This window comes from Aeromonas media (assembly GCF_000819985.1).
Taxonomy (GTDB): Bacteria; Pseudomonadota; Gammaproteobacteria; order Enterobacterales; family Aeromonadaceae; genus Aeromonas; species Aeromonas media.
Window position 1 is genome coordinate 38,351 of the sequence record NZ_CDBZ01000210.1, and the last position, 14,678, is coordinate 53,028.

Annotated in this window: 14 protein-coding genes; 8 read left to right on the forward strand and 6 right to left on the reverse strand. The window is 63.9% G+C overall.

The window, feature by feature from the left end; translation table 11 throughout:
- The first annotated feature begins 174 nt into the window (after positions 1-174).
- Positions 175-1,086 carry a recombination-associated protein RdgC gene (gene rdgC, locus BN1127_RS19020; RefSeq protein ID WP_005331880.1) on the forward strand — a complete coding sequence of 304 codons (912 nt, stop codon included), beginning with the start codon at positions 175-177 and terminating at the stop codon, positions 1,084-1,086.
- 81 nt (positions 1,087-1,167) lie between these two features.
- Here rdgC and BN1127_RS23010 read toward each other — a convergent pair whose 3' ends face one another.
- Together BN1127_RS23010 and BN1127_RS19025 are read right to left on the reverse strand one after the other, a co-directional pair.
- Positions 1,168-1,296: a hypothetical protein gene (locus tag BN1127_RS23010; RefSeq protein ID WP_257498034.1), complete on the reverse strand. Its 129-nt coding sequence runs from the start codon at positions 1,294-1,296 to the stop codon at positions 1,168-1,170.
- A 9-nt stretch (positions 1,297-1,305) separates the two neighbouring features.
- Positions 1,306-1,773, reverse strand: coding sequence for a GDSL-type esterase/lipase family protein (locus BN1127_RS19025; RefSeq protein WP_231557520.1), 468 nt, complete (start codon positions 1,771-1,773; stop codon positions 1,306-1,308).
- Positions 1,774-1,888: 115 nt separating this feature from the next.
- On the opposite strand from BN1127_RS19025, the gene ggt reads away from it, so the two are divergent.
- A complete protein-coding gene (ggt, locus tag BN1127_RS19030; protein ID WP_042650492.1) occupies positions 1,889-3,670 on the forward strand; it encodes a gamma-glutamyltransferase in 1,782 nt (593 codons plus the stop codon).
- A gap of 98 nt (positions 3,671-3,768) precedes the next feature.
- Here the strand turns inward: ggt and BN1127_RS22525 are convergent, their stop codons facing one another.
- The 3 genes from BN1127_RS22525 to puuR form a co-directional block, all read right to left on the reverse strand.
- Positions 3,769-3,942: a hypothetical protein gene (locus BN1127_RS22525; protein WP_167332174.1), complete on the reverse strand. Its 174-nt coding sequence runs from the start codon at positions 3,940-3,942 to the stop codon at positions 3,769-3,771.
- Positions 3,943-4,080: 138 nt separating this feature from the next.
- Positions 4,081-5,358 (reverse strand): NAD(P)/FAD-dependent oxidoreductase, encoded by a 1,278-nt coding sequence (locus tag BN1127_RS19040; RefSeq protein ID WP_042650493.1) that lies wholly within the window; start codon positions 5,356-5,358, stop codon positions 4,081-4,083.
- Positions 5,359-5,407: 49 nt separating this feature from the next.
- Positions 5,408-6,019 carry an HTH-type transcriptional regulator PuuR gene (gene puuR / locus BN1127_RS19045; RefSeq protein ID WP_042650494.1) on the reverse strand — a complete coding sequence of 204 codons (612 nt, stop codon included), beginning with the start codon at positions 6,017-6,019 and terminating at the stop codon, positions 5,408-5,410.
- Between the two features lie 309 nt (positions 6,020-6,328).
- Between puuR and BN1127_RS19050 the strand changes: the two genes are divergently transcribed.
- The 5 genes from BN1127_RS19050 (at position 6,329) to BN1127_RS19070 (ending at position 12,765) form a co-directional block, all read left to right on the forward strand.
- The gene (locus tag BN1127_RS19050; protein WP_042650495.1) at positions 6,329-7,792 is read left to right on the forward strand and encodes an NAD-dependent succinate-semialdehyde dehydrogenase; all 1,464 of its coding nucleotides are present in this window, start codon (positions 6,329-6,331) and stop codon (positions 7,790-7,792) included.
- Positions 7,793-7,940: 148 nt separating this feature from the next.
- Positions 7,941-9,218: a 4-aminobutyrate--2-oxoglutarate transaminase gene (gabT, locus tag BN1127_RS19055; protein ID WP_042650496.1), complete on the forward strand. Its 1,278-nt coding sequence runs from the start codon at positions 7,941-7,943 to the stop codon at positions 9,216-9,218.
- 236 nt (positions 9,219-9,454) lie between these two features.
- On the forward strand, positions 9,455-9,592 hold the full coding sequence (locus BN1127_RS22530) for a hypothetical protein (protein ID WP_005331854.1): 138 nt from the start codon (positions 9,455-9,457) through the stop codon (positions 9,590-9,592).
- Entirely contained in the window at positions 9,592-10,935 is a 1,344-nt protein-coding gene (locus BN1127_RS19060) for an APC family permease (protein WP_042650522.1), read from the forward strand. The genes BN1127_RS22530 and BN1127_RS19060 overlap by 1 nt, the downstream gene beginning before the upstream one ends.
- 486 nt (positions 10,936-11,421) lie before the next feature.
- Positions 11,422-12,765 (forward strand): APC family permease, encoded by a 1,344-nt coding sequence (locus BN1127_RS19070; RefSeq protein WP_041206191.1) that lies wholly within the window; start codon positions 11,422-11,424, stop codon positions 12,763-12,765.
- Between the two features lie 78 nt (positions 12,766-12,843).
- Here the strand turns inward: BN1127_RS19070 and BN1127_RS19075 are convergent, their stop codons facing one another.
- The gene (locus BN1127_RS19075) at positions 12,844-13,236 is read right to left on the reverse strand and encodes a hypothetical protein (RefSeq protein WP_042650523.1); all 393 of its coding nucleotides are present in this window, start codon (positions 13,234-13,236) and stop codon (positions 12,844-12,846) included.
- Between the two features lie 250 nt (positions 13,237-13,486).
- Here BN1127_RS19075 and BN1127_RS19080 point away from each other — a divergent pair, with 250 nt between their 5' ends.
- Positions 13,487-14,641, forward strand: coding sequence for a sodium:phosphate symporter (locus tag BN1127_RS19080; RefSeq protein ID WP_005331846.1), 1,155 nt, complete (start codon positions 13,487-13,489; stop codon positions 14,639-14,641).
- Positions 14,642-14,678: the final 37 nt, after the last annotated feature.

A 14,678-nucleotide genomic window follows, 5' to 3' on the forward strand; every position in this document is an offset into this window, starting at 1 on the left:
ATCCTTGTTAACAATCTGAACACTCGCAGTCTAGGGGAGTTCGATGACGAGACGGGCGGTCAAGATGAGGCCATGTGAAGTCGATCGCCCTTTATTTAGCGAGAATGATTGGCTGATCACAAAGCGCCTCTCTAGTACAATGCCCGCCGGACAATCTATGAGACCGAGGACGCCATGTGGTTTAAAAACCTGCAGATTTATCGCTTTACCCGCCCCTTTGACCTGACCGTGGATCAGCTGGAAACCCAGCTCGAGGCCTGTGCCTTCACCCCGTGCGGCAGTCAGGACATCTCCCGATTCGGGTGGGTCAAGCCCCTCGGTAAATTCGGCTCCACTCTGACCCATTCAGCCTCTGGCCACATCCTGCTCTGCGCCCGCAAGGAAGAGAAGATGCTGCCGGGCACCGTGGTCAAGGAGATGCTGGCGGAGAAGGTGGAAGCGATCGAATTCGAGCAGGGCCGCGCCCTCAAGAAGAAGGAGAAGGAGGCGCTGAAGGAGGAGATCATGCACACCCTGCTGCCCCGCGCCTTCAGCCGCACCAGCCAGACCTTCGCCTGGATAAGTCCCGCCGACAACCTGATGGTGGTGGACGCAGGCTCCGCCAAGAAGGCGGACGATCTGCTGGCGCTGCTGCGCAAGAGCATAGGCACCCTGCCGGTGGTGCCGGTGGCCCTCAAGAACCCGCCCGAGATCACCATGACCGAGTGGCTGAACGAGGGTAATCTGCCCGCCAGCTTCACCCTGGAAGACGAGGCCGAGCTGCGCAGTGCCATGGAGCACGGCGGCATCATCCGCTGCAAGCAGCAGGATCTGATGAGCGACGAGATCAAGAATCACCTGGCCAACGACAAGCTGGTGACCAAGCTGGCCCTGAACTGGGGCGAGACCCTGAGCTTCGTGCTGGGGGACGATCTCTCCATCAAGCGCCTCAAGTTCAGCGAGGAGCTGCGCGAGCAGAACGATGACGTCACCAGCGAGGATCCCGCCGCCCGCCTGGATGCGGACTTCGCCCTGGTGACCGCCGAGCTGGCCCAGTTCATCCCGGCGCTGTTTGCCGCCCTGGGTGGCGAAGAGCAGTCCCTCTGAGTTGTCCCCTGCCTGTAAAAAAACCGCCTGATGGCGGTTTTTTTGATCCCGGGCGGCGCCGACACGGTGAGAGCCAGTGCCTCAGAGCGCGCCGCGGGCCTGCAGCAGCCGCTCGGCCAAGGCGCCATATCCCTGCGCGTTCAAGTGCACGGCGTCGGACTTGAGCCCGGGAGTGCGCAGCAACTCGCCAAGGCTGTCGTTGTCCAGCACCAGTCCGTACTACTCTGCCAGCTCCCCGTAAAGGGGCGCACCATCGGCAAACAGGGACTTGCGGGGCACGGCCACCAGCAGCACCTGGGCACCGCTGCCCTGTACCGCCTCTATCATGGCGGCGAGATTGGCCTTGAGCGCCCCTTCCCCGCTGCCGTGCAGTATGTCATTCCCCCCCTCCAGCAAGATGACCAGGGCGGGCCTGTGCTCGGCCAGCAAGCCGGGCAGACGGGCCCGCCCGGCCCGGCTCAACTCCCCCGAGACCCCGCCATTGATGACGGGGTGACCGCTCAGGCTCGCCAGTACGCTGGGGTAGCTCTGGGCCGGGTTGACCCCGCGCCCCTCGGTCAGGCTGTCTCCAAATGCCAATATGGTCTCCCCCGCCGCCAGGGGTCTGAACCCTGGCTCCCCGCAGGCGGCCAGCAGCAGGCAGAGCAGCCCCGTCACGCAACGCCTCACCAGCCCCTCCTTGTGCATCCTGGCCCCCTCCTTGATATTTTTGTAACCATATGAGTATAAAGACAATCTTTCAATCGGGCTCCAACTGTGCCACATTTCGATGATTGTACAAGAAACCGACAAGGAGCCTGTCATGTCCCTCAAACCCCTCGCCCTGCTGGTCGCCTTCGGCCTGCTCACCGGCTGCGCCCCCCAGAGTGCCTTTCATTATGTCCCCCCTCCCCAGACACTGATCGCCCCGGAGGCGGCCAGCGGCTGGACCGACAAGCCGGGCTGGCAGGGGCGCGACTTCATGGTGGCCGCGGCCAACCCGCTGGCGGTGGATGCGGGCTACCAGATCGTCAAGGCGGGAGGCAGCGCCGTTGATGCGGCCATCGCCGTCCAGCTGGTACTGACTCTGGTGGAGCCGCAATCCTCCGGGATCGGCGGCGGCTCCCTCATGCTGGTGTGGGATGGCAAGCAGGTGGCGGCCGTGGATGGCCGTGAGACGGCACCAGCAGCGGCCACGGATCAACTGTTCATGAAGGATGGCAAACCGATGGCGTTCTACGACGGCGTGGTGGGCGGCCGCTCGGTCGGCGCCCCCGGCACGGTGCGCGCCCTGGCCCTGGCTCATGAGCGCTATGGCAAGCTGCCCTGGGCCAGCCTGTTCGAGCCCGCCATCACCCTGGCAGAGCAGGGCTTTGTGATAAGCCCTCGCCTGGCCACCCTGCTGGCCAAGGATCCCTATCTGGCCAAAGACCCCGAGGCCAGGGCCTACTTCTATCAGGCGGACGGCAGCCCCAGGGCGGCGGGCACCCGCCTCACCAACCCCGCACTGGCCGGGGTACTCAGGACGCTGGCACGGGACGGTGCCGATGCCTTCTATCGAGGGCCCATCGCCGAGGCCATGGTGGCCAAGGTACACACCCATCCCACCAATCCGGGGGTGCTGAGCGCCGCGGATCTGGCCAGCTACAGCGCCAGGCTGCGGGACGGTCTCTGCTTTGACTATCGCCAGAGCGAGGTGTGCGGCTTCCCGACGCCCTCCTCCGGCACCCTGGCCCTCGGCCAGATCTTCGGCATGCTGGAGAGCCGCGACATGGCGGCCCTCAGGCCGGTACAGGGGGTGGACGGACGGCTGGCGGCGTCGAGCGATGCCATCCACCTTTACAGCGAGGCGGCGCGGCTCGCCTTCGCCGACCGCAACCAGTATGTGGCCGACGGCGACTTCGTCTCGGTGCCGGTGCGCGGCATGCTGGACAAGGGCTATCTCGCCGAGCGGGGTCGCCTCATCGGGGAGACATCCATGGGCGTCGCCCAACCGGGCACGCCGCCACGAGCACAGGCCCGTGGCCAGGATGCCACCCCCGAGCTGCCCTCCACCAGCCACGTCTCCATCGTAGATGGAGACGGCATGGCGGTCTCCATGACCAGCTCCATCGAGGACGGCTTCGGCTCCCGGCTGATGGTCAACGGCTACCTGCTCAACAACCAGCTCACGGACTTCTCCTTCACCTCGGTGGATGCCGCCGGCCTGCCGGTGGCCAACCGGGTGGAGCCCGGCAAGCGCCCGCGCTCCTCCATGTCGCCCCTGCTGGTGTTCGACAAGCAGAGCAAGCAGCTGGAGATGAGCCTCGGCTCCCCGGGTGGCTCGGCCATCATCAACTACGTGGGCAAGGCGCTGCTCGGCACCCAGGACTGGGGGCTGAACCTGCAGCAGGCCATCAACCTGCCGAACTTTGGCAGCCGCAACGGCCCCACCGAGCTGGAGCAGGGGCGCACGCCCGAGGTCGTTATCCAGGGGCTCAAGGCCAGGGGTCACGAAATCGTGCTCAGCGAGCAAACCTCGGGCTTGCAAGGGGTGCAGCGCAATGCCGGCGGCTGGTTTGGCGCCGCCGATCCGCGCCGGGAAGGGGTTGCCAGAGGTGACTGAGTAAGGACAAACACCTCAGCCCGCAGGCAGGCGCCATGCTTGCCCAATCAATGAGGCCGCCCGTGGGCGGCCTCATTGATTGCGACTGGCAGTAACTCTCAGGGATGAGATTGCACTGCCGGGCGAGCCAACCGCCAATGTTGGCGTTCAATCTGTTCCAGCCGTGCGGCCTGCACTTCCATCTTGCTGGCAGGCGTCACTGACCAGTCGGGCGGCGTCCACCAAGGCAGCGTCAGCAACAGAACAAACAGGCTGGCCAGATAGCAGCGCATGGGAGACTCCAAGAGAGTGTGGATCCTGACTGGGAAGAGGACCCCCTCTATCCCCAGCATGCTCCCATGCTCACTCATCTTGATGACCGCCAGGTGACAGCAGCCCCTGCTTGTCCCGTTATTGATAACGGAGTGACTTTATACCCCCAGCCGATCTCGCAAGGAATACCAGGCGGCGCCGGCGGCGGTGAAGGGGATACGCAGCAGGCGGCCACCCGGGAAGGGGTAGTGCGGCAGCTTGGCAAACGCATCGAAGCGCTCCGCCTGACCGCTCAGCACCTCGGAGAGCAGCTTGCCCGCCAGATGGGTACAGGTAACGCCGTGACCGCTGTAACCCTGCATGTAGTAGATGTTGGGGCCGATGCGACCAAACTGCGGCAGGCGCGACAGGGTGAGCAGGAAGTTGCCGGTCCAGGTGTATTCCACCTTGACCCCCGCCAACTGCGGGAAGGTCTTCAGCATCTTGGGGATGATCAGCCGTTCGATGTCCGCCGGATCCCGCGCGCCGTAGACCACGCCGCCGCCGTAGATCAGCCGGTGATCGCCGGAGGTGCGGTAGTAGTCGAGCAGGTAGTTGCAATCTTCCAGGCAGTAGTTCTGCGGCAGCAGGGCGCGGGCCCGCTCCTCCCCCAGCACCTCGGTGGCGATGACTTGCGTGCCGCAAGGCATGCTCTTGCCGGCGAGCTCGGGCACCAGGTTGCCGAGGTAGGCATTGCCCGCCACCACCACGAAGCGGGCCTTGACCGCCCCTTTGGCGGTTTTGACCAGAGCCGGTTGACCGGGAGTGATGCTGGTGACGGCGGACTGTTCGAAGATCTGCCCACCCTGCATACGAATGGCTTCGGCCTCCCCCAGTGCCAGATTGAGGGGATGGATATGGCCGCCACTCTTGTCGAGCAGGGCGCCGACGTAGCGATCGCTTGCCACCACCTCGCGCACCCCGTCGGCATCGAGCAGCTCCAGCTTGTCGTTGCCCCACTTCTGCCAGCGCTCATATTGCGCCTTGAGTTCGTGAAGCTGCTTCTCGGTCTCGGCGGCAAAGACCCCCCCCTCCTGCAGATCGCACTGGATGTTGTAGCGTTTGATCCGCTCGCGGATGATCTGGCCCCCTTCAAACAGCATGGAACCGAGCAGCCTGGCCTGATCCGGCGGGCAATTCGCTTCTATGGTGTCGATGTCGCGGCTGTAGGAGTTGACGATCTGGCCGCCGTTGCGACCGCTGGCCCCGAAGCCGACCCGGGCCGCCTCCAGCACCACCACCTTGTAGCCCTTCTCCACCAGATGCAGCGCACTGGAGAGGCCGGTATAGCCCGCCCCGATGACACAGACATCGCACTCCAGTTGCTCGGTCAGTGTCGGGTAGGGCGCGTGCTGATTGGCGCTGGCTGCGTAGTAACTCTTTACATGTTCGGTCATGATCCCTGTTTCCTTACCGGTTCGTTTCCAATATTCGTGCTGTTCAATCTCAAAAGCTGGCGGGGGTGTGGGCGCTGACGATGCGACAGACCTGCCCCGACGGGTTGCTGAAGCTGTGGGGCTCGCCGGTATCGATCACATAGCTGTCTCCGGCGCTGAGCTGATAGGTCTGCCCGGCCAGACTCAGCACGACCGAGCCCTCCAGCACGGTGCCCACCTCCTCACCCAGATGCTTGACCTGTCCCCCGGTGTCCGTGCCGGGGGCATAGGTCTCCAGCATGAAGCCGAGCTGACGACGATTGTTGCCGTTGTGCACCAGCTTCATGGAGACCCCCTGGCTGCCCAGCTCGATGAGTTGATCGGCCTTGATCACCACGCTCGGCGCCCGCGCCTCCTCTTCGGCGAAGAAGCGGGAGAGCGGCAGCTCGTAGACGCAGAGCAATTTTTGCAGCGAGGCGACCGAGGGGCTCACCTTGTTCTGCTCTATCATGCAGATGGCACCGTGGGTCAGGCCGCTCAACTCGGCGGCCCGGCGCTGGGAGAGCCCGAGACTACGGCGAAGGAGGGCGAGCCGCTCTCCCATGGTTTTATCCATCCCTTTGTCAGACAAGGGGTTATCCGTCATGGTCTGCCACTGGACCTCGCCTTGTGGTTGCTGCATCCCCACCTCCTTGTATGGCCATTCGAATACCTTGTGACGACTGGTTAAAATAATACGTCAACCTCGGCCCTCTGTTCGTTATCCTGCACAGCTGAGAGCGTTCATTATTTTGCACACCCCACACGATGAGGAACGCAAGAATCGTCCTGACAGCCCCATTTCTAGCATGCAGCGTACCGTTCACTCAAATATATTTAACACTTGAAAAACATTTCGGCTCACTTTATGGTCGTTACGTGCTTATTATTCTATACGGTGGCACCACGGGATGAGTTGGCCACCCAGACCCACAATCGAGGCTTCCTATCTATGTCAGCATCACAACCCGCACTCTCCCTGATCAAATCCCTTGCCTATATGGATGGCCGCTGGTGCGAGGCCCGGGGCGGACGCCGGTTCGAGGTCCTGAACCCGGCGACCGGCCAGCTCATCACCCAGGTACCCGACATGGACGAGGCGGATACCCGGCTCGCCATCGCGGCGGCTCACCGGGCCCAGCCCGCCTGGGCGGCCCTCACCGCCAAGGAGCGCAGCAACAAGCTTTACGCCTGGTTCGAGCTCATCATGACCAACCAGGATGAACTGGCCCGCATCATGACCTGCGAGCAGGGCAAGCCACTGGCCGAAGCCAGGGGGGAAGTGGCGTACGGCGCCAGCTTCATCCAGTGGTTCTCGGAAGAGGGCAAGCGCGCCTATGGCCGCACCATCCCGGGTTTCAGCGGTGACAGGCGTCTGGCCACCATCAAGCAGCCGGTTGGGGTCGTGGCCGCCATCACCCCCTGGAACTTCCCCATCGCCATGATCACCCGCAAGGCGGGGCCGGCGCTGGCTGCCGGTTGCACCATCGTCATCAAGCCCGCCGCCGAGACGCCCCTGTGCGCGCTGGCGCTGGCGGCCCTGGCCGAGCAGGCCGGCATCCCCGCCGGGGTCATCAACATCGTCACCTCCCATCAGGCGGCCGCCGTGGGCAACGAGCTGTGCAGCAACAAGACGGTGCGCAAGCTCTCCTTCACCGGCTCCACCCGCATCGGCAAGCTCTTGATGCGCCAGTGCGCCGACACCATGAAGCGGCTCTCTCTGGAACTCGGCGGCAACGCCCCCTTCATCGTGTTTGACGATGCGGATCTGGACGCCGCCGTAGCCGGGGCGCTCGCCTCCAAATACCGCAACGCCGGCCAGACCTGCGTCTGTGCCAACCGCATCCTGGTGCAGGCCAGTGTCCATGACGCCTTCGCCGAGAAGCTGGCCGCCGCGGTGCGCAACTTCAAGGTGGGGGATGGCATGGGTGAGGGTACCCAGATTGGCCCCCTCATCAATGCCGCCGCCGCCGACAAGGTTGCCTCCCTGGTCAACCAGGCCGAGGCCGCCGGTGCCAGGGTCCTGGTGGGGGGGCAAGCCCATCCCGCCGGTCCGCTCTTCTACCACCCCACCATCCTGACCGGCGTGGCCCCGGACAACCCCATACTGCAGGAGGAGATCTTCGGCCCCGTGGCCCCTCTGGTGCGCTTCGAGACCGAGGCCGAGGCCATCGCCATCGCCAACGACACCCCCTACGGCCTCGCCGCCTACTTCTATGGCCGCGACATCGCCCGCGTCTGGCGGGTGGCCGAGCAGCTGGAATACGGCATGGTCGGAATCAACGAGGGGATCATCTCGACCGAATTGGCGCCCTTTGGCGGCATCAAGGAGTCGGGGCTCGGTCGGGAAGGGGCCAGCGAGGGCCTGGAAGAGTATCTGGAGACCAAGTATCTCTGCTTCGGCTCCATTGTCTAAATATTCATTTATTGTAAATATAAAATCTTCAGTGACTGGGATGTCTCGCGTCGTCCATCCCATGGCACCACCACAAGGAGAGGGTCAGCAGCCAGGCTGCCGGCCCATCACAGTGAATTGAGGGGCTTGCCCCAGAGGGAGAATAGAGATGAGTAACCAATCCTGGCAGGCCCGCCGTGAAGCGGCCGTGGTACAGGGCGTCGGCACCCTGCTGCCGGTCTTCATCGACCGGGCCCAGAACGCCGAGCTGTGGGACGTGGAGGGCAACCGCTACATCGACTTTGCCTCCGGCATCGCCGTGCTCAACACCGGCCACAACCACCCCAAGGTGGTCGCCGCCGTGCGCGAACAGCTCGAGAAGTTCAGTCACACCTGCTTCCAGGTCACCCCTTATCCCGGCTATATCGAGCTGGCCGAGAAGCTCAACGCCCTGATGCCGGGCCCCACCCCCAAACGTACCCTGTTCCTCTCCACCGGCGCCGAGGCGGTGGAGAACGCCATCAAGATCGCCCGCGCCCACACCGGTCGCAGCGGCACCATCGCCTTCAAGGGGGGCTTTCACGGCCGCACCATGATGGGGATGGCGCTCACCGGCAAGGTGGTGCCCTACAAGACCGGCTTCGGCCCCTTCCCGGGAGAGGTCTATCACCTGCCCTTCCCGGCCGACTACCTGGGTGTGAGCGAGGCGGATGCCCTGGCGGCGCTGGATCTCTGCTTCAGCTCGGACATCGAACCGGCCCGGGTGGCCGCCATCATCATCGAGCCGGTGCAGGGGGAAGGGGGTTTCTATGTCGCCTCCCCGAGCTTCCTGCAAGCGCTGCGCAAGATCTGCGACCAGCACGGCATCCTGCTCATCTGTGACGAGATCCAGAGCGGTTTCTGTCGCACCGGCAAGACCTTCGCCATCGAATACAGCGGCGTCGAGCCGGACATCATGACGCTGGCGAAGAGCCTGGCGGGTGGTTTCCCCCTCTCCGCCGTGGTGGGCAAGGCGGCCATCATGAACGCCGCCAAGCCAGGCGGTCTCGGTGGCACCTATGCGGGATCCCCCATCGCCTGCGCCGCCGCCCTGGCGGTGCTGACGGTGATCGAGGAGGAGCGGCTCAATCAGCAAGCCCTGGCCCAGGGCGAGCAGATCAAGGCGCGCCTGCACCAGTTGGCGGAGCGGTTTGACTGCATCGGCGACATCCGCGGCCCCGGGGCCATGGTGGCCATGGAGCTGGTCAAGGGGCGCGATGCCAGCCAGCCAGCCCCGGACCTCACCAAGCGGCTGGTGGCCGAGGCGGGCAAGCGCGGCCTGGTGCTGCTGGCCTGCGGCGTACGCGGGAACGTGATCCGTTTCCTCGCCCCCCTGACCGCCCCGGCGGCCATCATCGATGAAGGGCTGCTCTTGCTCGAGCAATCCCTGGTGGCCTCATTGACCTGATCCGGAAGAAAGCGTTCGCCTATCAAGTGCAAAAAAATGCGTTTTTGTCCCCTTGATATGCTTGTCAAGGGGACAGCACGAATGCACAATGCGCCGCCGTATTCAAGGACCGTCCGCTCATCGCAGCCCGGTTCTTTTTTTGCGTCAAATAAATCCATAACGAGGCCGGAACAGACCGGAAATGATAACGAGATGGACAGCCATCTCACGACACCCGCTTCTTAGTGAGGAACACCATGGGGTATATCACCGCTTTCCTGCCGGCCCGCGCCGGTCTGCGCCAGCCGTCTGTGCTACACATTGGCGCCCCCAATGCCCAGGCTGACATCACCGTCACCCTGATACCCTCGGCCCGGATGGAGAAGACAGCATGATGCATGCTCATCCCGCCGGTTTGAAAAAGAGCCTCAAGCTGTGGCACGTGGTCATCATGGGGCTGGCTTACCTGACCCCCATGGCCGTGTTTGACACCTTCGGCATCGTCACCGAGATCACCGAAGGCCATGTGCCGACCGCCTACCTGTTCGCCCTCATCGGCATGCTGTTTACCGCCATGAGCTACGGCCACCTGGTGCGCAAGTTCCCCTCGGCAGGATCTGCCTACACCTATGCCCAGAAGGTGTTCCACCCCTATGTGGGCTTCATGGTGGGCTGGGTCTCCCTGCTCGACTACATGTTCATGCCGATGATCAACATGCTGCTGGCCAAGATCTATCTGGAGGTATTGCTGCCCGGGGTTGATCCCTGGATCTACATCCTGGGGCTGGCCGCCATCATGACCTTCCTGAACCTGCGCGGCATCAAGCTGGTGGCGAACTTCAACAGCCTGATCGTCATCATGCAGTTCAGCATCATCGCCGTCTTCATCGGTCTCATCGCCTGGGGCGTCCACCAGGGGGAAGGGCTCGGCACCGTCACCAGCAGCCGCCCCTTCTTCTCCGATCAGATGGCCCTGACGCCGCTGCTGACCGGCGCCTCCATCCTCTGCCTGTCATTCCTGGGGTTTGACGCCATCAGCACCCTGTGCGAGGAGACCCCCAACGCGGATCGGGTGATCCCCCGCGCCATCCTGCTCACCGCCCTCATCGGTGGCGTGCTCTTCATCAGCGTCTCCTACTTCCTGCAGCTGTTCTTCCCGGACATCTCCCGCTTCCAGCAGCCGGATGCGGTGTTGCCGGAGATCGCCCTCTACGTGGGGGGCAAGCTGTTCCAGGCCGTCGTGCTGGTCTGCACCACGGTGGCGGTGCTGGCCTCCGGGCTCGCCTCCCACGCCGGCGTGTCGCGCCTGCTCTACGTGATGGGGCGGGATCGCGCCCTGCCGAGCCGCTTCTTCGGCTACATCCACCCGACCTGGCAGACCCCGGCCCTGAACGTGCTGCTGGTGGGGGCCCTGGCCCTCTCCGCCGTGTCATTCGATCTGGAGATGGCGCTGGCGCTCATCAACTTTGGAGCCCTGGTGGCCTTTACCTTCGTCAACCTGGCGGTGATTGCCCACTTCTATGTCAGGCTCGGTCACAACAAGACCCTGCGGGAGCACCTGGTGTTCCTGGTACTCCCCCTGTGCGGAGCCGCCTGCATCGGCGTGCTCTGGCTCAATCTGGAGCCGGCCTCCTTCGAGCTGGGACTGATCTGGGCCGCCCTCGGCGCCATCTACCTGCTGCTGCGCCTGACCGTCTTCCGGGTCCAGCTGCGCCGCCCCGAGGGTGACGCCTCCTGACACCTCTCCCCCAAGCCCGCCCCGTGCGGGCTCTGTCTTGATGTCGCCCCCCTTTTCAAGCCCTGCGGGCCCCAATGACAAGCTTGTCATCGAGGCCCGCAGGGCGCGGCCGACATGACTCCTTACCCGGGCAACAAAATCCCCGTTGGAGGCCTTTTTAGCTTGTCTCCCTCCCCCCCTGAGGGCACAATATCGCGCCCCTTGAGAGCCGATGTTTTTACAGCATCGGTTCTTTGCTTTTGTGGGGCAAACCACCATTCACCAAGAGGCCGGACCTTGTGCCGGAATTGATACCGAGATTGCCAAACAATCTCCCGACGTTGTGAGGAAAAACATGGGGCATTTCACTGCTTTTCTGCCGGTCCCCGCCGGCGTACGCCATCCCTCTGTGCAACAGAGTGGCGTCCCCTGTGTCCAGCGACGCGCTGCCGCGTCCCTGAGCCCGTCCCATTTCGCCCATGGGGCCCGTGCAGAGGAGAAAGCGTGATGGCCGGTGCCAAGCTGCTCAAGACGCTCACCCTGTTCCAGGTGGTGGTGATGGGTCTGGCCTACCTCACCCCCATGGCGGTATTCGATACCTTCGCCATCGTCGGCGACATCACCGACGGCCGCGTCGCCACCGCCTACCTGCTGGCCCTTGGCGGCATCCTGCTGACCGCCTTCAGCTACGGCCATCTGGTGCGCCGCTTCCCCTCGGCGGGTTCTGCCTACACCTATGCCCAGAAGGTGTTCCACCCCTATGTGGGCTTCATGGTGGGCTGGTCCTCCCTGCTCGACTACATGTTCATGCCGATGATCAACATCCTCCTGGCCAAGATCTACCTGACCGCCATGTTCCCCGGCGTCGATCCCTGGATCTTCATCTTCGGCCTGGTGACCGTGATGACCTTCCTGAACCTGCGTGGCATCAAGCTGGTGGCGAACCTCAACGGCTTCATCGTGTTCATCCAGATCGCCATCATCCTCACCTTCCTCGGCCTCATCGCCTGGGGCCTGAGTCACGGTGAAGGGGCTGGCACCCTGATGAGCAGCCGGCCATTCCACGTGGAGTCCGCCAGCATGCTGCCGCTGTTCACCGGCGCCACCATCCTCTGCTTCTCCTTCCTCGGCTTCGACGGCCTGAGTTCGCTCTCCGAGGAGACCCCGAACGCCGGCAAGGTGATCCCCCGCGCCATCGTGCTGACGGCCCTGATCGGCGGCATCATCTTCGTCACCGTCTCCTACAGCCTGCAGCTCTTCTTCCCGGATCTGGCCCGCTTCAAGGAGCCGGACGCCGTGCTGCCGGAGATAGCCCTCTACGTCGGTGGCACCCTGTTCCAGAGCGTGGTACTGGTGTGCACCACCGCGGCCGTGCTCGCCTCCGGCATGGCGGCCCACGCCGGCGTGTCGCGCATCCTCTATGTGATGGGGCGCGATCGCATGATCCCGGAGCGGGTGTTCGGCTACATCCACCCCACCTGGCGCACCCCGGCCATCAACGTGCTGCTGGTGGGGGCCCTGGCCCTCTCCGCCGTGTCGTTCGATCTGGACATGGCGCTGGCGCTGGTGAACTTCGGCGCCCTGGTGGCCTTCACCTTCGTCAACCTGTCGGTCATCGGCCAGTTCTGGGTACGTGAGAAGCGCAACAAGAGCCTCAAGGAGCACCTGCTGTTCCTGGTGTTGCCGCTGCTGGGCGCCGCCACCATAGGGGCGCTCTGGATCAACCTGGAGCAGAGTTCCCTGGAGCTCGGTCTCATCTGGGCGGGGATCGGGGTCACCTACCTCTTCCTGCGCCTGGCGGTGTTCCGCATTCCCTTCCGTCAGTACGAGGAAGCGGCCGACGGTCAGTAAGCACGGCCGGACGACAACCAAACAGAAGGGGAGCCATGGGCTCCCCTTCTTGCATGCAGACCTGTGGCGGGCTATCCCTCAGCCCTGGTTGATCACCGCGGTGGCGGCCGCCTTGACCGGGTCCCTGGCCACGGCGTTGACATCCTTGCGGGTCTGATTGACCTTGTCTTGCGCCTGTTTCAGCTCGGCACTCTGCTTGCCCAGGGTCGCATTGGTGTTCTGCTTTGCCTCTTTCAGACCCGCCGTCTTCTTGTCCAGCACGTCCGTGGTGTTCTTCTTCACCTCGGCCCTGGCCTTCTCCTTCTGCTGGCGCACCAGCTTGTCGGCATCGCAGTTGCCCTTGACCCCCAGGGTCGCATTCATCGCCTCGTTTCTGGCCGCCTTGTCGAGGTTGCACTCGGACTTGAACACGCTGGCCTGCGCACCAGCAGACAACAACCCCAGGGAGAGACACAAAACCCATGCACGCATCATCGCTTCCTCATTTTGAAGACAGGAAAGCGAGGCAGCATATAACCCTGGGATCCCAGTGCAAGACGGGAAGCCGGTTATGAGCCGGATGACGCCATATCGGCGTTTGCTCCGACACTTTTTGTCTGCGGCACCCCCTGCCGCCCTGTCACCAAAACATCATAAAAGTGTCACGTTGTCATATTTCTGTCATGGAGCGCTGCTGTAATGCGCCCGTCCATTTCAACGCAGAACGACCCCAAGAGGCCATATGCACAGCACCGTATCTTCCGCACCCCAGCAGACCCGCCGTCCCGGCCCCCTGTTCAACTGGCTCGCGGTGATCACGCTGATCTACCTGATCCTGGTCGCCGTTGGTGCCGTCTCCCACGGCTTCAAGGGCTTCTCCGGCGGCGCCGAGGGCGCGGCCCAGATCTTCGCCTTCGCGAACAACCCCTTCGTCGCCCTGCTGCTCGGCATCCTGGCCACCGCCCTGGTGCAGTCCTCCAGCACGGTCACCTCGGTCATCGTCGGCCTGGTGGCGGGGGGCCTGCCCATGGAGATGGCCATCCCCATGGTGATGGGAGCCAACCTCGGCACCACCATCACCAACACCATCGTCTCCCTCGGTCACATCCGGGACAGAGAGGAGTTTCGCCGCGCCTTCGCCGCCGCCACCGTGCACGACTTCTTCAACCTGCTGGCGGTCTTCATCTTCCTGCCGCTGGAGTTGATGTTCGGCCTGCTGCAGCAGAGCGCTGAGTGGGTCTCCGGCCTGCTGATGGGCTCCGCCGACATGTCGATGAAAGGCATGGACTTCATGAAGCCCATCATCTCGCCGGCACTGGATCTCATCGATGGAGCCGTCGCCTTCCTGCCGGGCAAGGGCGCCGCCATCGCCACCATCTGCATCGGCATCCTGCTGATCCTGGGTTGCGTCACCACCCTCGGCAAGGTACTGCAGCGGGTCATGGTGGGCCGCGCCAAGGAGCTGCTGCACAAGGCTCTGGGCCGTGGTCCGCTGACCGGTATCGCCTCCGGCACCCTGGTGACCGTCATGGTGCAGTCCTCCTCCACCACCACCAGCCTGATGATCCCCCTGGCCGGCGGCGGTGTATTCAACACCCGTCAGCTCTACCCCTTCACCCTGGGGGCCAACATCGGCACCACCATTACCGCCCTGCTGGCCGCCACCGCCATCAGCGGTGCCGGTGCCCAGCTGGCACTGACCATCGCCCTGGTCCACGTGCTGTTCAACCTGTTTGCAGTGGTGCTCATCTACGGGGTCCCCTTCCTGCGCGAGCTGCCCATCAAGGCCGCCGAGACCCTGGCCCGGGTCGGCAGCGAGAACAAGCTGCTGGCGCTGGGTTACGTGGGCGGGCTCTTCTTCGCCCTGCCCGCCCTGATGATGGTGGCGGTGAAGTAATCCGCCCTCATGAGACGAGGGGGCAGATCCTGGCCCC